The 19,963-nt window shown below is 47.6% G+C and carries 19 protein-coding genes; 11 read left to right on the top strand and 8 right to left on the bottom strand.

Annotated elements, in window-relative coordinates:
- Window positions 1-171 precede the first annotated feature (171 nt).
- Both AACP44_RS03270 and yaaA read left to right on the top strand, forming a co-directional pair.
- Entirely contained in the window at window positions 172-699 is a 528-nt protein-coding gene (locus tag AACP44_RS03270) for a DUF4265 domain-containing protein (RefSeq protein ID WP_339338968.1), read from the top strand.
- Between the two features lie 15 nt (window positions 700-714).
- On the top strand, window positions 715-1,491 hold the full coding sequence (gene yaaA, locus AACP44_RS03265; RefSeq protein ID WP_339338966.1) for a peroxide stress protein YaaA: 777 nt from the start codon (window positions 715-717) through the stop codon (window positions 1,489-1,491).
- Between the two features lie 5 nt (window positions 1,492-1,496).
- Here yaaA and AACP44_RS03260 read toward each other — a convergent pair whose 3' ends face one another.
- From AACP44_RS03260 to AACP44_RS03245, 4 genes are all read right to left on the bottom strand, one after another.
- Entirely contained in the window at window positions 1,497-2,654 is a 1,158-nt protein-coding gene (locus AACP44_RS03260; RefSeq protein WP_339338964.1) for a GNAT family N-acetyltransferase, read from the bottom strand.
- Window positions 2,638-3,519 (bottom strand): 4-hydroxybenzoate octaprenyltransferase, encoded by an 882-nt coding sequence (gene ubiA / locus AACP44_RS03255; RefSeq protein ID WP_339338962.1) that lies wholly within the window; start codon window positions 3,517-3,519, stop codon window positions 2,638-2,640. The genes AACP44_RS03260 and ubiA overlap by 17 nt, the downstream gene beginning before the upstream one ends.
- An 83-nt stretch (window positions 3,520-3,602) precedes the next feature.
- Window positions 3,603-3,830 (bottom strand): hypothetical protein, encoded by a 228-nt coding sequence (locus AACP44_RS03250; protein WP_339338960.1) that lies wholly within the window; start codon window positions 3,828-3,830, stop codon window positions 3,603-3,605.
- Window positions 3,831-3,934: 104 nt separating this feature from the next.
- Window positions 3,935-4,486 (bottom strand): chorismate lyase, encoded by a 552-nt coding sequence (locus tag AACP44_RS03245; protein WP_339338959.1) that lies wholly within the window; start codon window positions 4,484-4,486, stop codon window positions 3,935-3,937.
- A gap of 227 nt (window positions 4,487-4,713) precedes the next feature.
- Here AACP44_RS03245 and rd point away from each other — a divergent pair, with 227 nt between their 5' ends.
- The 6 genes from rd to AACP44_RS03215 all read left to right on the top strand — a co-directional run bounded on the left by rd (window position 4,714) and on the right by AACP44_RS03215 (window position 9,033).
- Window positions 4,714-4,881 (top strand): rubredoxin, encoded by a 168-nt coding sequence (gene rd, locus AACP44_RS03240; RefSeq protein WP_339338957.1) that lies wholly within the window; start codon window positions 4,714-4,716, stop codon window positions 4,879-4,881.
- A 2-nt stretch (window positions 4,882-4,883) separates the two neighbouring features.
- Complete coding sequence (locus AACP44_RS03235; RefSeq protein ID WP_339338955.1) at window positions 4,884-6,086, top strand: FAD-dependent oxidoreductase; 1,203 nt, start codon at window positions 4,884-4,886, stop codon at window positions 6,084-6,086.
- A 218-nt stretch (window positions 6,087-6,304) separates the two neighbouring features.
- Entirely contained in the window at window positions 6,305-6,577 is a 273-nt protein-coding gene (locus tag AACP44_RS03230) for an HU family DNA-binding protein (protein ID WP_339338953.1), read from the top strand.
- Window positions 6,578-6,660: 83 nt separating this feature from the next.
- On the top strand, window positions 6,661-7,212 hold the full coding sequence (locus AACP44_RS03225) for a DUF1415 domain-containing protein (protein ID WP_339338951.1): 552 nt from the start codon (window positions 6,661-6,663) through the stop codon (window positions 7,210-7,212).
- Complete coding sequence (locus AACP44_RS03220) at window positions 7,209-8,489, top strand: dicarboxylate/amino acid:cation symporter (protein ID WP_339338949.1); 1,281 nt, start codon at window positions 7,209-7,211, stop codon at window positions 8,487-8,489. The genes AACP44_RS03225 and AACP44_RS03220 overlap by 4 nt, the downstream gene beginning before the upstream one ends.
- Before the next feature lie 286 nt (window positions 8,490-8,775).
- Window positions 8,776-9,033, top strand: a complete 258-nt coding sequence (locus tag AACP44_RS03215) for a hypothetical protein (protein ID WP_339338947.1) — start codon at window positions 8,776-8,778, stop codon at window positions 9,031-9,033.
- A 120-nt stretch (window positions 9,034-9,153) separates the two neighbouring features.
- On the opposite strand, the gene argA is transcribed toward AACP44_RS03215, so the two are convergent.
- The 4 genes from argA to AACP44_RS03195 all read right to left on the bottom strand — a co-directional run bounded on the left by argA (window position 9,154) and on the right by AACP44_RS03195 (window position 13,878).
- Window positions 9,154-10,494, bottom strand: coding sequence for an amino-acid N-acetyltransferase (gene argA / locus AACP44_RS03210; RefSeq protein WP_339338945.1), 1,341 nt, complete (start codon window positions 10,492-10,494; stop codon window positions 9,154-9,156).
- Window positions 10,495-10,595: 101 nt separating this feature from the next.
- Window positions 10,596-11,747, bottom strand: a complete 1,152-nt coding sequence (gene argE, locus AACP44_RS03205; RefSeq protein ID WP_339338943.1) for an acetylornithine deacetylase — start codon at window positions 11,745-11,747, stop codon at window positions 10,596-10,598.
- Window positions 11,748-11,875: 128 nt separating this feature from the next.
- On the bottom strand, window positions 11,876-13,159 hold the full coding sequence (locus AACP44_RS03200) for an inorganic phosphate transporter (RefSeq protein ID WP_339338941.1): 1,284 nt from the start codon (window positions 13,157-13,159) through the stop codon (window positions 11,876-11,878).
- A gap of 41 nt (window positions 13,160-13,200) precedes the next feature.
- Window positions 13,201-13,878, bottom strand: a complete 678-nt coding sequence (locus AACP44_RS03195) for a TIGR00153 family protein (protein WP_339338939.1) — start codon at window positions 13,876-13,878, stop codon at window positions 13,201-13,203.
- A 314-nt stretch (window positions 13,879-14,192) separates the two neighbouring features.
- Between AACP44_RS03195 and AACP44_RS03190 the strand changes: the two genes are divergently transcribed.
- The 3 genes from AACP44_RS03190 (at window position 14,193) to AACP44_RS03180 (ending at window position 19,931) form a co-directional block, all read left to right on the top strand.
- Complete coding sequence (locus AACP44_RS03190; RefSeq protein WP_339338937.1) at window positions 14,193-15,992, top strand: GspE/PulE family protein; 1,800 nt, start codon at window positions 14,193-14,195, stop codon at window positions 15,990-15,992.
- Window positions 15,993-16,019: 27 nt separating this feature from the next.
- Complete coding sequence (gene glnE, locus AACP44_RS03185; protein WP_339338935.1) at window positions 16,020-18,929, top strand: bifunctional [glutamate--ammonia ligase]-adenylyl-L-tyrosine phosphorylase/[glutamate--ammonia-ligase] adenylyltransferase; 2,910 nt, start codon at window positions 16,020-16,022, stop codon at window positions 18,927-18,929.
- A gap of 72 nt (window positions 18,930-19,001) precedes the next feature.
- Window positions 19,002-19,931, top strand: coding sequence for a branched-chain amino acid transaminase (locus tag AACP44_RS03180; RefSeq protein WP_339338933.1), 930 nt, complete (start codon window positions 19,002-19,004; stop codon window positions 19,929-19,931).
- Window positions 19,932-19,963: the final 32 nt, after the last annotated feature.

The raw sequence follows: 19,963 nt of genomic DNA, 5'->3' as shown, positions 1-19,963 counted from the left end.
GATCAAGGCAAAATCTGCTATGGTTTGATCCCAGTGATGATGCCGCGTTACGCATTAACAAACCTAAAATAGACGACTTGGATTTGCAAAAAATCTAACCACAAATCTGAGCGCCGGCGTTTACAGAGTCTTCAAGCCGGTTAGAGTTTAGAGCCATATTCGGAACGATTAATGACAGACAAACAATCAGCAGCGCTTATTGGCAGCGAACCTACCATTGAGCTTATTGCCGGACGTCACCCCAATGGTGAACTGGTGGTAGAAAAAGTATTAGTCAACCCTCAAAGCGAAGAAAACAGTTACCAATTATTAAAATCGCCTGTATTTGTTCGTGGCATTGCCCGCGCTGATGTTATCCAGTCCCTAGAAAAACCCAAAGGGGCGTTTAAAGTGCTCAAGCACGGCGGAAATCTCTGTTTGCGGGTTTTTAGCAAAGACGATTTTAGCACCACGGCATTGTCTGCCTTAGAGCAGGCCCTCACCTCCGAGATTGAAAAGCTGGGCGGTGATTTGGATATCAAAGAACCCAAAGCACTGGTCTATAGTATTCATGTGAGTTGTGGTTTTAACGCTGTAGAAAAAATATTAGACGATGCGCTGTCATCCTATGACGATGTAGCGTGGTTTTATGGCAATGTTTACGATCCGGAAACCGGCGAGCCATTAAATTGGTGGCAGCCGATTCTGGCTCCTGAATAAGGTAGAGCAAAGAATATGTTAATGGTGATCTCTCCCGCAAAAACACTGGATTTTGACACTCCGGCAACTACCAAGGTGTCAACTCAACCGGATTTTCTCGATCAGTCTCAGCAATTGATTGATGAGCTGCGCGAACTTTCTCCGTCGGATATTTCTAGCCTGATGAGCGTTAGCGATAAGCTGGGCAACCTAAACTTTGACCGTTTTTTAAACTGGCATACGCCCTTTGATGCAAACAACGCCAAGCAGGCGGTGTTAGCCTTTAAGGGAGATGTTTATACCGGCTTGGATGCAGAAAGCTTTAATAGCAAAGACTTTAAGTTTGCACAAAAACATTTGCGCATTTTATCAGGGCTTTATGGTCTGCTTCGTCCGCTGGATTATATTCAACCCTATCGATTAGAAATGGGCACTAAGTTTGCTAACAACGTCGGCGATAACCTCTATCAGTTTTGGGGTGAGCAGATTACCGATGCTATCAATTGGCAACTAAAAAAATCCCGCAGTGATGTACTACTTAATTTGGCCTCTAACGAATACTTTAAGTCGATTCAGCAAAAAAATATCAACGCCGATATTATTACTCCGGTGTTTAAAGATTTAAAAAGCGGCAAATATAAAATTGTCAGCTTCTATGCCAAAAAAGCCCGTGGTCTGATGAGCGCTTATGTGATTAAAAACCAACTGACTGCCGTGGATGATATCAAACAATTTGATATCGATGGTTATGGCTATAACGCTGCCATGTCATCAGCCAGAGAGTGGGTATTTACCCGCGATAAACCGGCCTGATCGATTTATTGCGCGGTTTTTTTAAACGGTAGCATGGCACTGGCCTGCGCAATATACTCTTTCATTGATTGATTATCCTGATCAATAAATTGATTAATCGCCGCCGCAAAATCCGGGTTGGCTATCCAGTGATTAGACCAGGTTTCTATCGGCGTAAAGCCGCGTTGAATTTTATGCTCACCCTGAGCGCCAGGGTCAAAGCGCTGCAAGTTATTGGCAATGCAATATTCAATGCCCTGATAATAACAAGCTTCAAAATGCAGATAGTCATATTCAACCATACACCCCCAATAACGGCCGTACAGCGTGGTTGAATCCTTAAAATTAAGTGCGCCGGCAATGGCCTCGCCGCCCTTATTATGATCATAGGCTAGCACCAGTACGATATGCTCAGCCATCGTAGCGGCAATCAATTCAAAAAACGCTTGATTAAGATAGCCGCCATGACCGCTGCGTTTGGCATAGGTCAGTTGATAAAAATAATAAAATCGCTGCCAAATCTCGGGTGAAATATCCGCGCCTTCAATGACGTCTAATTGCAGATTTTGCTGTTCAATTCTGCGTCGTTCTTTTTTTACATTCTTGCGCTTTCTCGAACTAAAGCTATTAAGAAAATCATCAAAGCTGGCAAAGTTTTGATTAAGCCAATGGTACTGTGAACCGCGGCGCGGCTTAAACCCAGACTGTTTAAACCGCTCCTTGGCTTCCGTGGCAGGAAATAAAATATGAATCGAAGAAGCGTCAACACGATAGGCGTGGGCTAGTAATGCGTCTGCTAAGGCTAAGTGAATAGCCTCTGCATCATGGCCAGGCTTAATACAAAGTCTAGGGCCGGTAGCCGGAGTAAAAGGTATCGCCGACAGCATTTTTGGATAGTAAGCGAGATTATGGCGCTGGTAAGCATCAGCCCAAGACCAATCAAACACATACTCGCCATAGGAGTGGTATTTTAAGTACATCGGCATAACAGCAATTAATTGTTCGCCGTCATAAACCAGCGCATGTTGTGGCTGCCAACCGGTCTCGCGATCAGTGGCCTTGCTCACTTCCAAGGCATGTAAAAACTCATAGCGGGTAAAGGGGTAGTCAATTCCGGTGACAGCATTCCATTGGGCAGAATCAATGGCGGTAATACTGTCGATAAAGCTAACCGGCATAAGCATAATTCAAGGCAATACCACAGAAAATAATTCCGCCAACCCAGTGATTATTTAAAAAAGCGTTAAAGCAAAGATCGCGATCACGGTGACGAATCAAGTACTGTTGATATACGAACAACAGCGCCGTCGCGATCAAACTTAAAAAATACCAATAAGCCAAGTCAAAGGCCCAGCCCACGCCAATCAGCAACACAATCACGATACTTTGCAGTAAGCCGGTCATTAAACGGTCATATCGACCAAAGAGAATCGCTGTGGACTTAACCCCAATTTGAATATCGTCATCCCTGTCGACCATGGCATAAAAGGTATCGTAAGCAACGGTCCACAACACCACGGCAAAATACAACAGCCACAACGCTTTCGGCAGAGCATTTTGTTGTGCGGCAAAGGCCATCGGAATGCCCCAAGAAAAGGCGGCCCCGAGCACCACCTGCGGCAAGTGGGTATAACGTTTCATAAACGGATAGCAGGCGGCTAGAGCAACAGCGGCGAAGGATAAAACAATGGTTTTGGGGTTGGTAAACAATACCAGCACAAAAGCCAACGAACACAGTACAGCGCTAACAATCAGCGCTTCTTTTGAACTGATTTTGCCGGAGGCTATGGGGCGGTGGGCGGTGCGTTTCACATGGGCATCAATATGGCGGTCGGCAAAGTCATTGATCGCGCAACCTGCTGAACGCATTAAAAAAGTGCCGACAATAAAAATCACCAGCAATCGGGTATCCGGCACGCCTTCCGCGGCAATCCATAGTGCCCATAGCGTTGGCCATAGCAATAGATAAGTGCCAATAGGGCGGTCAAAGCGAATGAGGGCTAGATAGTCGGGGACTTTATTGAGTAGCGCGGTATGCAGGGCGGTCATAGTGTTAGATATTCGGTAATACAGGCGACCTGCAGTATAACAGTTAGTGGCTGAATAGCGTTATGGTGGACTGAATTGAGCTACTAGACGCGGCTGAAGTAGGCGACGAGCATCACCGTTGGCATCAGCAGGATGACAGACACAATGACTATTAATTCAAAGCGGTCTAAGCCATCGTTGCCAATAATTAGCACCAGCTCATTGTTGGCAACCAGTCGTCGATCCGACCTGCGGCGGCTATCGTAAGCTGAATTATATAGCTGCCGACGATCCCTGCCTGAACGGCGATTTAAAAACACTCGCTTGTTCATATTATAAAATCCTTAGTGGTTACATTTTTTATTATCATTGTCCTGTGGCGACCATCTTATAAACAGATCGCTAAAATGCCAAGACCTACTTGCGATTTTTATAATTACGCGTTATCTAAAAAGATTTCGCTAACCATGATCGGCCTAGCGGCTAATTCAAAGCGACAACGTCGCCCCCAAAGGGTACCGCTTTGTTGTAAATCGGCGGGCAACTGTGAATCATTGCCGGCAATAGCGGCAATTTGAAAGGGGTGGCGACGCATACTGGTATCCCGAAACAGCATTTCCCCCAGTGAACTGTCATTAAATTTGCGGAGCCGCCGTAGCCGCCCAACCAGCGAGCTAGCGGGGATAACGCTGCGGGCAAATACGCGGGGCTTACCGGCGCAGAGCAGGGCAACCTCCCGAATAATCGCCATTTCGCGAGTCGGTATACCTAGCAGGGTTGCTTCAGATAAGCGCGGGCGCTGCCATTGCTGACTGAGCACCTGTACTTTGAACTGCCCGCCACTGGATTTGATTAATCGCTGTGTCAGCGAACCGCTATCCAACAGCCAGCGCCGTACTGAACCGGGCACGCTAACGGAGGTAAAGTGACGATAATTCTGCCAGTTAGATTCTTTGGGGTGGTATCCGGATGGTTGAAGGGAATACAATAGCGCGCTTCCAGCGGGTTGGGAATTAATAGCGGATTAACTACTTAAGCCGTCGGGTTTTTGTTGTGTTACGGGTCGAGCTGGCAAAAGAATGCGTGATAACCATTCAATATGCAAGTTATCTCCAGTAAGCCATTACCAGCAATCCATCACCAGCAAGCAATGAAGATCGGTTTAATAGACAATAACGTATAGCAAAAAAATAACAGATAGGATTAGGACTTTAAATGACTAAGTGGGAATGTATTATTTGTGGCTGGGTTTATGATGAAGCCAAAGGCGATCCGGACTCAGGTATAGCACCGGGCACCCGATGGGATGATATCCCCGACGATTGGTTGTGCCCCGATTGTGGTGTCGGCAAAGAAGACTTCGAAATGATTGAGATGACGTAAACGTGCCAGACGTTCCTCATAAATCGGAAAATACTACCGACCATCAGATGGCGCCTGTCGTTATTGTGGGCACTGGTCTGGCCGGCTATGGTTTAGCCAGAGAGTTTCGCAAGCACGACGCAGAAACGCCCTTAGTTCTAATCACCCATGATGATGGCCGCTCATATTCCAAGCCTATGTTGTCTACCGGTTACACCAAAAATACTGAAGCCAGTGATTTGGCGCAGTCAGATGCCGGCAGTATGGCTAGAACGCTAAAAGCCAGTGTTTGGACTATGACTCAGGTAGCTGCTATTGATACTGATCAACAAATCATCAAACTCGATGCTAGCGCCACTAGCGTCCACTACAGTCAATTGGTGTTAACCCTGGGTGCTGAAACGATCAAGCCACCCATACAAGGCAACGCGCTGGAGGCTATTTATTCCATTAATGATTTGCTGGACTTTGATAATTTTCGCAAGGCGGTAAAAAACACCGGCGCGAAAAAAATCTGTGTGATCGGTGGTGGCTTGATCGGCTGCGAATACACCAACGACCTTATCAACGGTGGTTTTGAGGTTGAAACAGTTGATCCGTTAGATTATTGCCTGCCGACCCTGTTGCCGGAGGCTGCCGGTAAAGCGGTGCAGCGTGCGTTGGAGGAACAAGGCGCCAAGTTTCATTTTGGCCCCCTGGTGACTGAAGTCAACAAAGCAGATTCTGGGGTGGTAGTTAGCCTTAATACCGGTGCTACTATCGAGGCCGATATCGTGGTCTGTGCGGTAGGCGTACGCCCTCGCACCGAGCTGGCCAAAGCCGCCGGTATTAAAGTGAATCGCGGTATCGTCACTAATCGTCTACTAGAGACCTCCGCCAACAATGTCTATGCTCTGGGCGACTGTGCTGAAGTGGCCGGCCAGGTGTTGGTTTATGTCGCCCCGTTGATGGCTGGTGCCAGAGCTCTGGGTAAAACGCTAGCGGGCGAACCCACCGAAGTGAGCTATCCCGCTATGCCTATCACCATTAAGACCCCTGCTTGCCCAGCGGTAGTAAGCCCAGTGCCTGACAGTGCTGAGGGTGCGTGGGTGGTGCAGGAAAATGGCAATAATGTGATTGCCGAATTCCGTGGCGCCGACGGCGGCTTACTAGGCTTTGCCCTAACGGGCGAAGCCACCAAAGAGAGAATGCGCTTACAAAAAGCACTGTCGCCAGTGATGGCCTAACCAGCCCAGAACAATTAATCTGCATACTTTGGTTTACTAATTAGATAAAAATTGAGATAGTCTCGGTTGTCGTTACCGAGCTATCTCGGTCTGCCGGTTGCTGGATATTCAATAACCATTGAAAAACCTGTTTAAATTGAAAAGCTAGCCGCTAAAAATAACTAAGCGTCTATTTAAAGACATAACAAATTAAAGACATAACAAAAAAAGGAACGATTATGCGCAAGCCAGATCTAGCTGCACAAATTGCCGATAAGGCCGATATTCCGCTTGATAAAGCCAACGATGTGCTGTCTGCCATCCTGGATGAAATTACCAATTCGTTGAGTCGCAAAGAGTCCGTAAGCCTGATCGGCTTTGGTACTTTTGAGAATCGCCATCGCAATGCGCGTGCCGGTAAAAACCCGCAGACTGGTGAGACCATCCAAATTGCGGCCAGCAACACCGTAGGCTTTAAGCCCGGTAAAGCGTTAAAAGAAGCGCTGAACTAAAAGTGGCTGTTGAGTGATAACGAAAAACGGGTGATGCGAAAGTGTCATCCGTTTTTTTTCGCTAATACAAATAAAGCCCAGCTATGACAGCAGTCAATCAGGCCGTCCAACAAACCCGTCAATGGTTGCAAACCATTGTGGTCGGCCTAAATCTCTGTCCTTTCGCCGCCCCTGTACTTAAGGCTGGGGGCGTGCATATTGCAGTTTGTGAGGCCGAAACAGATCAGGCGATTATCGCCGCCGTATTGCAACAGCTGGACCAGTTACAACAAACGGACGAAAGTACAATCGCTACTAGCCTACTGGTATTTAGTAACGGCCTGCGCGAGTTTAGCCATTACTGGTCACTCGTCGAAGTGGCTAACGAATTATTACAACAAGCGGGTTTGCAGGGAGTGATACAAATTGCCAGCTTTCATCCCGATTATTGTTTTGACGGTGTCCCCGAGGATGATGTGAGTCACTACACTAACCGCTCACCCTATCCGATGTTACATTTTATTCGCGAAGCACAATTAACCCGGGCTTTGGAAAACTACCCGCAGCCAGAATTAATACCCGAAAAAAATATTCGCAAACTGCAGGCCATGGGCAAACCCGCCCTACTTAAATTATTAGCAATGGAATCACTATGACAAAACTCGCATTACATTGGCAAATTTTGATCGCAATAATCGTTGCAACGATTGCCGGGCTCGTCACCGGCACTGACGCCAGTCTGTTTGGCGTTAGCTTTTATGCTATTTATGGCTTTGTCGGCACCTTATTTTTAAACGCGCTAAAAATGATTATCGTGCCTTTAGTGGCATCTTCTATTATCACCGGCATTGCCCGCATTGGTGATAGCAATAGCCTTGGTCGCCTCGGCGGCAAAACCATGTTGTTTTATGCCGCCTCCAGTTTGCTTGCCATCCTAGTCGGCTTGGCATTAGTCAATATCACCACACCAGGTATTATTAATGGTCAGGCTGCAGGCGAACAATTGAACCTAACAACTGACGCTAACGAATTGGCCATGGTGGTAGAAAAAGTCGAAGGCAAAAGCGCAAGCGATATCAGTGATGTGTTTTTACGCTTGGTGCCAACTAATATCATTGCCGCTGCGGCTGGCGGTCAAATGTTAGGGTTGATTTTTTTCTCACTGTTATTTGGTTTTTTTATGACCCGCATCGATAAAGATAAAAGCGATGTCATGAAAAACTTTTGGCAGGGGGTGTTTGATATCATGATGCATATCACCCTATGGGTAATGAAATTTGCACCGCTGGGCGTATTTGGTCTGGTAGCAAAAACCGTAGCAGCAACAGGCTTTGCTGCGTTTTCGCCGTTATTAATTTTCTTTGTGACGGTGGTTGCTGCGCTGTGCATCCATACTTTTATCACGATGCCATTATTATTACGTTTTTTAGGGCGAGTCCGTCCTGGCTTATTTTTCAAAAAAATGTCGCCAGTTATGCTGACCGCATTTTCCACTTCCTCCAGTTCCGCAACGCTGCCACTAACGTTGGAAACCGTAGAAAAGGATATTGGCGTTTCTAACAAAACCACCAGTTTTGTCTTGCCATTGGGCGCAACCGTCAATATGGACGGTACCGCCTTATACGAATGTGTTGCCGCTATGTTTATTGCGCAGGCTTATGGACTGGAGCTAAGTATGGTGCAGCAATTTACGATTGTGTTAGTGGCGCTACTCACCTCGATTGGCGTTGCCGGCATTCCAGCGGCCAGCTTGGTTGCAATCACGATTGTTCTGGGTGTTATCGGTTTGCCTTTGGAAGGTCTAGGTTTACTGTTAGTCACTGACCGCATTCTGGATATGATGCGTACCGCCGTTAATGTCTGCGGTGATTGCGTAGGTACGGTTATTATTGCCCGCTCGGAAGGCGAGCAAACTCGTATTGCTGCCAGCTAGCCACCATGGTTTGTCACTGCCGCCAAAGCGGTAGTGACCGGCATCAATTTTTTGGCGCTTTGCCGATACCCCAGCAAAATACCCTCCTAATGTTCCGATATGAATGGCAGAAATTAGTCAGTCTGCGGGCTGATACGGCCATAATATTGTTCTGAAATAATTTATTTATCATTATAAATCAATAAGATACAGCGCATATCTGGCCCTGTTTATAAAGTTGGCCCGTTGATTGCTTCAATGCTTGGCAGAGAACAACAATAAAGCGAATCAGTCACAGGTCCAAAACATGTTAAACAACTATATGACCAATCTACACAACAGCATTATCTGGGCGCAGCAACAGGATGATATTGATGTGCTCTGTCTGGCTCGCGACACGATGAATCAGTTAATGGACTTCGTCACCACGTTGCCGGCTGCGGATCAAATGCAGGCGCAGCAACATATTGAAAGCGTACTTCCTATGGAGTGGCCATTATGGATGGAAGCTTGCCGCTATAAAGACGTTGCGTCTAACGAACGCACTAAAGTCACAACCCACTAATTAGCTTGAGTAACTAGCTCAGCATCTTGGGGCGGTTTACCGCCCCCTTTTTTTGTTTTTTTGTCTTTGTTATTTTAAGCAGCTGTTGACGCGCCGCAAAAGAAGCGGGCGCTTAAGTTGTTAATAATGATTGCCGGTCAGCGTTTTGCTAAACACTTTGGAATTACGTTGAAGATTATAAAATGGCTGTTTCTTTTTCGGCAATTGATCTTGCGAAATTTCAATAAAACCTAATTCCTGAAACCAGTGCGCAGTTTGTGTCGTTAAAACAAATACGCTAGCCAATTGTTTTTCCTGCGCTTGCTTTTCTAAAGCGGCCAATAATCGCTCGCCCCTATCTTCACCTCTATAATCAGGATGTGTTGCGACACAGGCAATTTCCCCTGATGATGATTCTTCATAGGGATAGAGTCCGGCGCAGGCAACAATCATCCCGTCTCTTTCGATAACGGTAAACAGATCGATTTCATTTTCCAGTAATTCCCGCGAGCGCTTAACCAATGTGCCTTCAGCTTCCAGCGGCTCAATCAATTCCAGTATGCCGCCGACATCATCAATGGTTGCGATACGCAACTGCTCATAATGATCTTGCGAGATTAATGTACCGGCACCATCACGGGTAAATAGTTCTTGCAGTAGTGCTCCGTCGTCGGTGTGACTCACACAGTGGCAACGGCTGATACCATTTTCGCCACTGGAGGCAATCGCTCTCAATAAGCGCGAAGTTTCTGCATCATCGCTGTGATTGAGTAAATTCTTAATGTCACTCACCGAGCAGTTTTGAATTAAATCACCGTTGATATCCAGCAGACCGTCGTTGGCAGAAAAAACAATTAACTTATCCGCTTGTAGCGCTATAGCTGTTTGCGTGGCTACATCTTCTAGGGATAAGTTAAACACTTCGCCGGTTGGGGAATAGCCGGTAGGCGAAAGCAGTACGATAGAACCATCATCCAATTGTTTTTTTATGCCGACAGTGTCAACGCGTCTAACCATGCCGGTATGTTGGTAATCAATACCGTTACGAACGCCCATCGGTTTAGCCACCACAAAGTTGCCGGAGCAAACCCTGATTTGTGCGCCATGCATCGGCGAGTTGGCCAGCCCCATGGTTAACAGCGCTTCGATTTGCATCCGAACTGAGCCCGTTGCATCTTTGACGCATTCTAAGATTGGGCTGTCGGTAATGCGCAGATCATTTTCCAGCTGTGAGCTAATGCCGCGTATCGCCGCCCGTTCTTCAATTTGCGGTCTGGCGCCATGAGCCAAAACCAATTTAATGCCGAGGCTATTAAGCAGTGCGATATCGTGAATAATATTGGCAAAGTTAGGGTGTGCGACGGCATCGCCACTAAACATCAGTACAAACGTCTTCCCTCTATGCGCGTTGATATAAGGCGCTGAGTTCCTGAACCATTTGACGTAGTCTTTTGTGGACATGATGTTTGTTCTGGTTGTCATATTAAAAGTGTGGGTTATTGTGCGGATTATTTGGTGTTAGAGCAAGAGGTGGTGGTAGCTGACTGAAGGGGATGATTCGAGATCGACAGGCTAACCACAACTCACAAACAGAACTGGCCAATCAATCGTTGCAATAAATCCACCGCTGGTTGCACTTGATTCAGAGCCATATACTCGTTAGGTTGGTGTGCCTGATCAATCGAGCCGGGGCCCATCACAATCGTTTCCATCCCTAATTGCTGCAAAAAGGGTGCTTCGGTGGCAAAAGCTGCCGACTCCGAACTATGACCGGTAAGTTGTTCCGCTGCTTTTACCAATACAGAGTCAGCGCTTTGTTCAAAGGGTGTCAGAGGTGTAATCAGTGAGCGTAAACTGATGTTAACCTTAAGTTGTTTTGCCAGTGGTGTTATACGCTGAGTGATTTGGTGGATGACATCATTATTATCCATTCCGGGCAACGCGCGTAGATCAAAGTGTAATTCACACTGGCCACAAATACGATTGGGGTTATCGCCGCCGTGAATACAGCCGAGATTAAGGGTGGGGACAGCGACTGTGAACAGAGGGTTGTTATAACGCTGTTGTAATTCAGCACGAAAGGCTAGCAGGTCTACCATCACAAGATGCATGGCCTCCATCGCGTTATTACCCAAACTTGGGTCTGAAGAGTGGCCTGCGCGCCCCTCAACCGTAATCGCATTCATCATTATGCCTTTGTGCATTCTGATCGGTTTTAAATCAGTAGGCTCACCAATCACCGCAAAGCGCGCTTTGGGTGCGCCCTGGGCAGCTAGTTCTCTGGCACCGTCCATCGAACTTTCTTCATCGGCGGTGGCGAGAATCATCAGGGGTTGTTTTAAAGGTTTATCCAGAAAGGCTTTTGCCGCTTCTATGGCAATGGGGAAAAAGCCTTTCATATCCGTTGCGCCCAAACCAAACAATTTATTGTCCTGCTCGGTAAGGCCCAGTGGGTTCATGTCCCAACGCTCTTCATTAAAGGGCACCGTATCAGTGTGACCTGATAACACCAGACCACCGGGACCACTACCCAGAGTAGCAATCAAATTGGCTTTATGAGGTTGTTTCGTCAGGGGGATGACCTCGCATCGAAAGCCGAGGGTATTAAGCCAGCTGGCCAGTTTATCAATGATTTGACGGTTGCCGGTATCCCACTGCGAGGAAGTTGAGCTAACAGAAATTTCACTGAGTAGCTCGTTCATCATGGTCAGTAGTGGTGGTACAGCTGTTGGCATGGTCGAGCCCATCGAAAGACTGGTCACAGAACCATACTATTAAACATCATTGCCGTGAAGAGGGGAATAACAGAGACAAAAAAGGCGGCTACAGAACCCTGCGCCGCCTTTTTATAGCAAAGCGATAATTAACTAAACATACCTTTAAAGGTGAAGAAGAACAGAATCGCCAAGCCGGCACCGGCTGGCAAAGTAATCACCCAAGACATAAAGATACTGCCGATAACCCGCAGGTTAAGCGCGCCAATGCCCCGAGCTAAACCTACGCCCAGTACTGCGCCGACCAAGGTATGCGTGGTCGAGATTGGCAGGCCGGTAGCAGAAGCAAGTACCACCGTGGTCGCAGCGCCAAGTTCGGCGGCAAAACCGCGGCTGGGTGTTAGCTCGGTAATTTTCTTACCGATGGTCGTCATTACCTTAAAGCCATAGGTCGCCAAACCTAAAACGATACCGCCACCGCCCAAGAGTAAAATCCACGGAGGTAGCGCTGATTTGCTGGCAATTTCTCCACCGCTGCTAATCACGCTGGCAATTGCCGCTAATGGGCCAACGGCATTAGCCACATCGTTAGAGCCATGAGCAAAGGCCATGGCGCAGGCGGTAAAGATCATCAATATGGCGAAAACTCTTTCGACATTATCGAAGCGGCCACCGGTTTCAGGAATAAACTCTTCTTTGACGTTGTTTAGCAGCCTCTTGCCGATCATTGCAACGATAACACCAATGACCGCTGCAACTGGCAGAGCATTGGCAAATTTGCTGCCTAGGCCGAGATCCAGTTCAATGCCAAGGTGTTTGAGTCCTTTTAAGAGGGTGACCATAGCGATCATAAAGCCCACGGCAAACATATAGAACGGGATATATTTTTTAGCGTTTTGAAACGGCTTGTCAGTATTGAGGATTAGTTTTTGTACACTCATAAACAGGCCGAAAGAAATCGTACCGGCAAGCACTGGGGACACCACCCAGCTGGCCACAATGGTGCTGACCTTGCCCCAGTTTACGGCATCGACTGAAATACCGACCGCAGCAAAACCTACCAGTGCGCCCACAATGGAGTGAGTGGTAGAAACTGGCCAGCCCATCATGCTAGCGATTAGCAGCCAGGTACCCGCCGCCAACAGCGCGGCCATCATCCCGTAAACCAGTAACTCCGGTGTGTCACCAACGAGTGACGGGTCCAGAATACCTTTGCGGATAGTGGAGGTCACCTCACCACCGGCTAAATAGGCGCCGGCAAATTCAAACACCATAGCGATTAAAATCGCCTGTTTAACGGTTAAAGCCCTAGAGCCAACCGAAGTCCCCATCGCGTTGGCGACATCATTCGCCCCCACGCCCCAAGCCATAAAGAAACCAAACATGCAGGCCATAATCAGAAGGAGATGGCCGTGCTCAGCAATAATAGACATAGTTGTTTACCAAAAAATTATTAAAATGATTAGATGAAAAGTTAACTGGCGATCAGACGCTGCAGGCGTGAACCTACTTTTTGGGCGCGATCAGCTAATTCGCCAACCCAGTCGATGATTTTGTAGAGGAACATAACATCGACAGGGGGTAAGTCCTTTTCCAGCTTAAAGAGCATGGCGCGGATTTTAATTTGGAGCTTGTCATTTTTATGTTCCAAACGGTCCAGCTCTTTAATTAGATCTTGAACCACCTGAACTTCACGACCGCGGAATCCGGTGGTTAATAACTCATCCATTTCTTGAATAGCTGTTAAGGCCTGAGCTGATGTGGCCACCGCTTCATGGACATAATCAATCATGGTCGGCGCTATTTTTTCAGGGATAGCCATTTTACGGCCTAGCATAATGCCGGCGATATCTTTGGCGCAGTTGGCGATTTTGTCTTGCATGGTCACCAAGTCGAGCAAGTCGGAGCGCGGCACCGGCATAAATAGGCTTTTAGGCATATTCAGGCGAACCTGTTTTTTAAGTTTGTCAGCATCACTTTCCAGTTTAGCGATCTGCTTTTGCAGATCCTTGGCTTGATCCCAATCGGCAGCGATTACAGCTGCAAAATAGTCGTTTAGTTTCGACGCGCAGCTATGGGCAGTTGCCATATGCTGCTGGATGGGCCGTATAGGGGATTGGCCAAATAAATTCCCGAAGGGGTTGCCTGCCATAGATACGCTCCTACTTGTAACAAAACTGTCATTATTTTTGCGAAGTATAAGGGGTTCGTCTGCGCTAGGCTAGCGTTGAATTGACCAGATTTAATGGACAATAATCGCTTAACGATGCCTCATTAGCCGCCACTATATTTCAAAAATATGACAGTTTTGTTACAGCAGCTGTCACGAGTTGGGTTGCTGATAGCGAGTAATTATTAGCACGGTGTTGATTATATCAATAGCTTTGCTGGCAGCTTCGCCATGCTAGGCCATACTTAGAGTCTAATTAGGGAAGATTAGCGCCGATTGGCGGGAGTGGGATGGATATGGCAGCTTCGACAGGGAGTACAGACTTTAAAACCAAACAGGCGGAACGCGCTCTGGATTTACCAGGCCTGATGGATGATTTGCTGCGTGATCAGCGCATTGGCCATCACGATTATAGGCAGGTGCTGAACAGTTGCCGCAGTCAAGAAGAGGCGCTAAAGCACCCGCTCAATTATATCGCTGAGCAAAATTTACCCGATGCCAGTCGTGAAGGTGCCTATCTGGATATCGACGCATTGCTAGTCTGGCTGTCAGAGTTGAGCCAGCAGCCGGTCTATAATTTTGATCCCTTAAAAATTAATGTTGCAGCCATTACCGGGGTGATGTCCTTCGAGTTTGCCAAGCGGCATAACATCTTGGCGGTGGATGTTACGGCAGATATTGTCACCGTCGCTCATTGCGAGCCTTACCTCAGCGCTTGGCAATCAAATCTTGAGCATGTACTGCGGCGCCCGATTAAGCCAGTCCTAATCGACCCCGCTGAGCTTGTGCGTTATACGGCTGAGTTTTATTCACTATCCAAATCCGTGCGTGGCGCCTCGGGTAGCGCTGAGGGCAATCCGTTTGATGGCGCCACCGGGGTTGAGCAACTATTGGCATTGGGCGATATAAAAGACCCCGATGCCAACGATCAGCATATCGTTAAAATTGTCGATTGGATTCTACAATATGCCTTTGATCAGCGCGCCAGTGATATTCATCTTGAGCCGCGCCGCGAAATTGGCCATGTACGCTTTAGAATTGATGGCGTGCTATACCCTGTCAGTGAATTCCCCCTACAAGTAGCGATGGCGATTACCAGCCGCTTGAAAACCCTTGGCCGATTAAATGTGGCAGAAAAACGTAGACCGCAAGATGGCCGCTTAAAAACAGTCACGTCGGAAGGCCATGAAGTTGAATTGCGTTTATCGACCTTGCCCACCGCCTTTGGTGAAAAAATGGTGATGCGAATTTTTGATCCCGATGTTTTATTGCGCAGTTTTGAGCAATTAGGTTTAACCCATCAAGATTATGACCGCTGGCATAGCATGATCGAAAAACCGCACGGTATTGTTCTGGTCACCGGACCCACCGGATCTGGCAAAACCACCACGCTATATTCCAGTCTAAAACAGCTGGCCACTTCAGAAGTGAACGTCTGCACCATCGAAGATCCAATCGAAATGATGGAAGAGAGCTTTAACCAAATGCAGGTGCAACATAATATTGAGTTGGATTTTGCCAGCGGTGTGCGGGCACTTATGCGGCAGGATCCCGATATTATTATGATTGGTGAGATTCGGGATTTAGAAACCGCCGAGATGGCGATTCAGGCGGCACTGACCGGGCATCTGGTATTATCCACCTTGCATACCAATGATGCGCCCAGTGCATTGACTCGCTTGCTGGAATTAGGGGTGCCGGCGTATTTATTAAAAGCAACGATCTTGGGGGTGATGTCTCAGCGTTTGGTCAGAACCTTATGCGCTCAATGCAAACAGCCAGATACCGTTACCGAAAGTGATTGGCAGTCGTTAACCGCGCCATGGCGTGTATCCTGTCCCGCAACTATCTATCAGCCCAAAGGGTGTTTAGCGTGTCGCAATACCGGGTATATGGGGCGACAAGGTATTTATGAAATTTTATTATTATCCGACAAGGTACAAGCGTATCTAGGTGATAGAATAGATATTGAAAAAGTTCGCCATCAATCGATAAAGGAAGGGATGAAAACCTTATGTTTATCCGGCGCGCAAAAAGTAGCAATGGGTGATACCACCATAGCCGAAGTATTAAGAGTTGCTGCACCAAGAAAATAATGGTCACAGTGAATAATCGAGAAAAATATGAAGGTGTTATCGCCTGCCGATTTTCCGTCGTTACTGTCGGAGTCAATCAAAAATCATAGACAGCAATTTATTAGTGCAAACCCTGATTACCGTTCGTGGTTTGAGCAGTGTGTCGCCGATAAAACTTTTTCAGACCAGCTGGATAGCGTGTGGTGTGGCAGTCGATACGCATTAGATATTTGTTGTAGAAAGCCAGAACTGTTCCGCGACTTAGTTGACAGTGGGCTATTGCAAACCGCTTATGCGACGCAAGATATTGAAAAAAACCTTATTGCACAACTTGCCGGTATAACCACTAACGAACAACTAGATAGCTTGTTACGCCTTAACCGCACCAAAGAAATGCTACGCATTATTTGGCGTGATATGAATCGGCTTGCTGATCTTGAAGAAACCACCCGTGATCTTTCTTTGCTGGCAGAAGCGAGCATTCAGCAGGCGTTGGCTTTTCATCATCAACAGCTAGCGAATATTTATGGCCGGCCGATGGCAACGGTCAACGGTGTTGCTATTGAGCAAAATATGCTGGTGCTTGCCATGGGCAAGCTTGGCGCCCGGGAATTAAATCTGTCTTCAGATATCGACCTGATTTTTTGTTATCCCTATCGCGGCGAAACCGATCATAAGCAAAAACCTTTGGATAACGGCGAGTTTTTTACTCGCGTTGCACGCAAATTAATTCAATCGCTTGACCAGATCACCGTCGATGGTTTTGTGTTTCGTGTGGATATGCGTTTGCGTCCCTACGGGGAAAGTGGTGCTCTGGTATTAAGCTTAAGTGCGATGGAAGAGTACTATCAGGATCAGGGTCGCGACTGGGAGCGTTACGCCATGATCAAAGCAAGAGTGGTGGCCGGCGAGCCCGATGCGGCCGAGCAACTGATAACTTTGTTGCGCCCCTTTACCTATCGGCGCTATGTAGATTTCTCGGCCTTTGAATCGCTGCGGGCAATGAAAAAAATGATTCAGCAAGAAGTTAAACGCCGGCGGTTAGATAATGATATCAAACTAGGTGCCGGTGGTATTCGTGAGGTTGAATTTATCGCTCAATGTTTTCAATTAATCCGCGGTGGCAGAGAGTTGGCGTTGCAAGAACGTCGTGTACAAAAAGTATTGGCAACGCTGGCTGAAAAAAATTATATGCCCGATCAAGCGGTGGCCGAGTTGCAGGCCGCTTATATTTTTCTGCGTAATACAGAGCATGCTATTCAAGCGTTTAATGATCAGCAAAGCCAGAAGCTGCCAGCTGATGATTTGCCACAGGCTGCCTTAGCGATGGCGTTAGGGTTTCAGCAATGGCCGGATTTTATTAACACGCTGACCAAACATAGAAACAATGTCAGCCAACACTTCCAACAAATTATTGCTGATAACAATGAACAGGTCGCCATCGACAAACAATCCTGCTGGGATGAGATTTGGTTGGCCGATTGTGATCATAATCAGGCCTTGCAGTATTTATCTGATGCCGAACATGAAAATAGCGAAGCAGTGCTGGCGCGCTTACAGCGCCTGCAACAAGATCGCACCGTACAGCGAATGCCGCCGATAAGCAGAGCGCGACTTGATCAATTTATGCCGCTATTGCTACAGGCGGTGGCTAATACTGACAGCCCGTCTGCGACCTTATTACGCATTGTGCCCTTGGTTGAATCGGTGTTGCGGCGTACGGCTTATTTAGTATTGTTAGTAGAAAACCCTAACGCGTTAAAACAGCTGATTATTCTCTGTGCCGGTAGCCCCTGGATTGCTGAAAAGCTCACCACCCAACCGGTACTGTTAGATGAGCTATTGGACAATCGCACCCTTTATCAAGTGCCGGAAAAACAGGCACTGCGCGATGAGCTACAACAGCAAATGCTAAGAGTAGGCTGGGATGATCTTGAAACCCATATGGACGGCCTGCGTTATTTTAAACAAGCCCACTACTTGCAACTATCTGCTGCCGAAGTCACCGGCAAACTACCTTTAATGAAAGTGAGTGACTATCTCACCATGATTGCCGAAGTGGTGCTTGAGCAAGTCTTGGAATTGGCTTGGTACAACCTCGTTGCCATACATGGCAGGCCGCAAAAGGCTGAGGGTGTGGCCTGCGACAAAGACTTTATTATTGTTGGCTATGGCAAGTTAGGTGGTATAGAGCTAGGCCACGGCTCGGATTTGGACTTAGTCTTTATTCACGATGCGGCCCCGGGGCTGGCTACCGATGGCGACCGCCCGATTGATAGCGGGATGTTTTTTACTCGCTTGGGCCAGCGCATCATCCATATTATGACCGCCCAAACTCCATCCGGCATGCTCTATGACGTCGATATGCGGCTGCGGCCCTCGGGGGCTTCCGGCTTACTGGTGACCTCCCTGAGTGCTTTTGAAACATACCAAAAGCAAGAAGCTTGGACTTGGGAGCATCAAGCGCTGGTGCGGGCAAGGGTAGTGGCGGGAGATAAACAGCTTAGCAAGGCCTTTACCTCGCTGCGGGCAAAACTGCTCGGCCAGCCTCGGGATAACGGCGAATTAAAACAGCAGGTCGCCACCATGCGGCAGAAGATGCGCGATCATTTGCTACCAAAGGGGCTGGAACAGGCCGATCCGCCAATTTTTCACCTCAAACATGGCACTGGAGCTATCGTCGACATCGAATTTATGGTGCAATACGCCGTTCTGGCTTGGTCACACCAACACCCCGCATTGGCAGTGTATACCGACAACATCCGGATACTGGAAGCGCTACAACAACAGGGGCTATTTCCCGACGCTGAAGTGGCAGCATTAACGGATGCTTACAAAGCATACCGCGCCCACGCCCACCGCTTGAGCTTGCAGCAGCAACCCAACGAAGTGGCATGGGAGCATTTTGCGCAACATCGGGAGGCGGTGACAGCAGCATGGCTGCAAGTGATTGGTTGAAAAAGCTATACTGATAAGAAGCTTGATAAAGCGTAGAATGAATAAAAACGATGTGTTGTAAGGAGTAAGTTTATGTCCATGGCTGACCGCGATGGTGTTATTTGGTTAGACGGTGAAATGGTTCCCTGGCGCGAAGCCAAGGTTCATGTCCTCACCCACACCCTGCACTATGGCTTGGGCGTGTTTGAAGGTGTGCGCGCCTATCACACACAAAATAACGATACCTGCATTTTTAGATTACAAGATCACACCGATCGTTTGTTCCGCAGTGCGCATATTTTGAACCTAGCGATTCCCTATGAAAAAGACGTGATAAATGAAGCACAAAAAGCCGTCGTGCGTGAAAACAACCTAGATGAAGCCTACCTTCGTCCCATGTGTTTCTATGGTTCAGAAGGAATGGGCCTGCGCGCAGATAACCTTCAGGCGCATGTCATGGTTGCCGCTTGGGAGTGGCCCTCTTATATGTCGCCAGAAGCGAAAAAAAATGGCATTAAAGTGCGCACCTCTTCCTATACCCGCCACCATGTCAATATTTCGATGTGCAAAGCCAAAGCCAACGGTCACTATATCAACTCCATGCTGGCCTTAAAGGAAGCCTTGGACAGTGGTTGTGAAGAAGCCTTGTTATTAGATAATGAGGGCTATGTTGCTGAAGGCAGTGGCGAAAATATTTTTGTAGTTCGCAATAATGACATTTATACGCCGGAGTTAACCAGCTGTTTAGATGGCATTACCCGCACCACAATTTTTGCGCTGGCCGCAGAGCTGGGTTATGACATCAAGGAAAAGCGTATAACGCGCGATGAAGTCTATGTTGCCGATGAAGCCTTCTTTACCGGTACTGCGGCAGAAGTCTTGCCTATTCGTGAATTGGATGGCCGTTTGATCGGTGCCGGTAGTCGTGGTCCCATCACTGAAAAACTACAAGCGATGTACTTTGATGCCGTTAAAGGCCGTCGTGAGCAAAACCTGGACTGGTTAGCACCGGTCGCTAAATAGAAAACGTCTTATGGCTGTAGCCGCAAAAAAAA

Origin of the sequence: uncultured Oceanicoccus sp., assembly GCF_963968385.1 — a bacterium.
Taxonomy (GTDB): domain Bacteria; phylum Pseudomonadota; class Gammaproteobacteria; order Pseudomonadales; family Dasaniaceae; genus Oceanicoccus.
The sequence above is the reverse complement of the archived record's forward strand: the minus strand, read 5'-3'. Positions and strand labels throughout refer to the sequence as shown.

Bases quoted from the DNA above. Each gene is read 5' to 3' on its own strand.
- AACP44_RS03230 (WP_339338953.1), top strand. From the start codon at position 6,305: ATGCGCAAGCCAGATCTAGCTGCACAAATTGCCGATAAGGCCGATATT.
- AACP44_RS03215 (WP_339338947.1), top strand. From the start codon at position 8,776: ATGTTAAACAACTATATGACCAATCTACACAACAGCATTATCTGGGCG.
- yaaA (WP_339338966.1), top strand. From the start codon at position 715: ATGTTAATGGTGATCTCTCCCGCAAAAACACTGGATTTTGACACTCCG.
- argA (WP_339338945.1), bottom strand. From the start codon at position 10,494: ATGACAACCAGAACAAACATCATGTCCACAAAAGACTACGTCAAATGG.
- AACP44_RS03200 (WP_339338941.1), bottom strand. From the start codon at position 13,159: ATGTCTATTATTGCTGAGCACGGCCATCTCCTTCTGATTATGGCCTGC.
- glnE (WP_339338935.1), top strand. From the start codon at position 16,020: ATGAAGGTGTTATCGCCTGCCGATTTTCCGTCGTTACTGTCGGAGTCA.
- AACP44_RS03260 (WP_339338964.1), bottom strand. From the start codon at position 2,654: ATGCTTATGCCGGTTAGCTTTATCGACAGTATTACCGCCATTGATTCT.
- argE (WP_339338943.1), bottom strand. From the start codon at position 11,747: ATGCCAACAGCTGTACCACCACTACTGACCATGATGAACGAGCTACTC.
- AACP44_RS03250 (WP_339338960.1), bottom strand. From the start codon at position 3,830: ATGAACAAGCGAGTGTTTTTAAATCGCCGTTCAGGCAGGGATCGTCGG.
- AACP44_RS03270 (WP_339338968.1), top strand. From the start codon at position 172: ATGACAGACAAACAATCAGCAGCGCTTATTGGCAGCGAACCTACCATT.
- AACP44_RS03220 (WP_339338949.1), top strand. From the start codon at position 7,209: ATGACAAAACTCGCATTACATTGGCAAATTTTGATCGCAATAATCGTT.
- AACP44_RS03225 (WP_339338951.1), top strand. From the start codon at position 6,661: ATGACAGCAGTCAATCAGGCCGTCCAACAAACCCGTCAATGGTTGCAA.
- ubiA (WP_339338962.1), bottom strand. From the start codon at position 3,519: ATGACCGCCCTGCATACCGCGCTACTCAATAAAGTCCCCGACTATCTA.
- AACP44_RS03195 (WP_339338939.1), bottom strand. From the start codon at position 13,878: ATGGCAGGCAACCCCTTCGGGAATTTATTTGGCCAATCCCCTATACGG.
- AACP44_RS03180 (WP_339338933.1), top strand. From the start codon at position 19,002: ATGTCCATGGCTGACCGCGATGGTGTTATTTGGTTAGACGGTGAAATG.
- AACP44_RS03190 (WP_339338937.1), top strand. From the start codon at position 14,193: ATGGCAGCTTCGACAGGGAGTACAGACTTTAAAACCAAACAGGCGGAA.
- rd (WP_339338957.1), top strand. From the start codon at position 4,714: ATGACTAAGTGGGAATGTATTATTTGTGGCTGGGTTTATGATGAAGCC.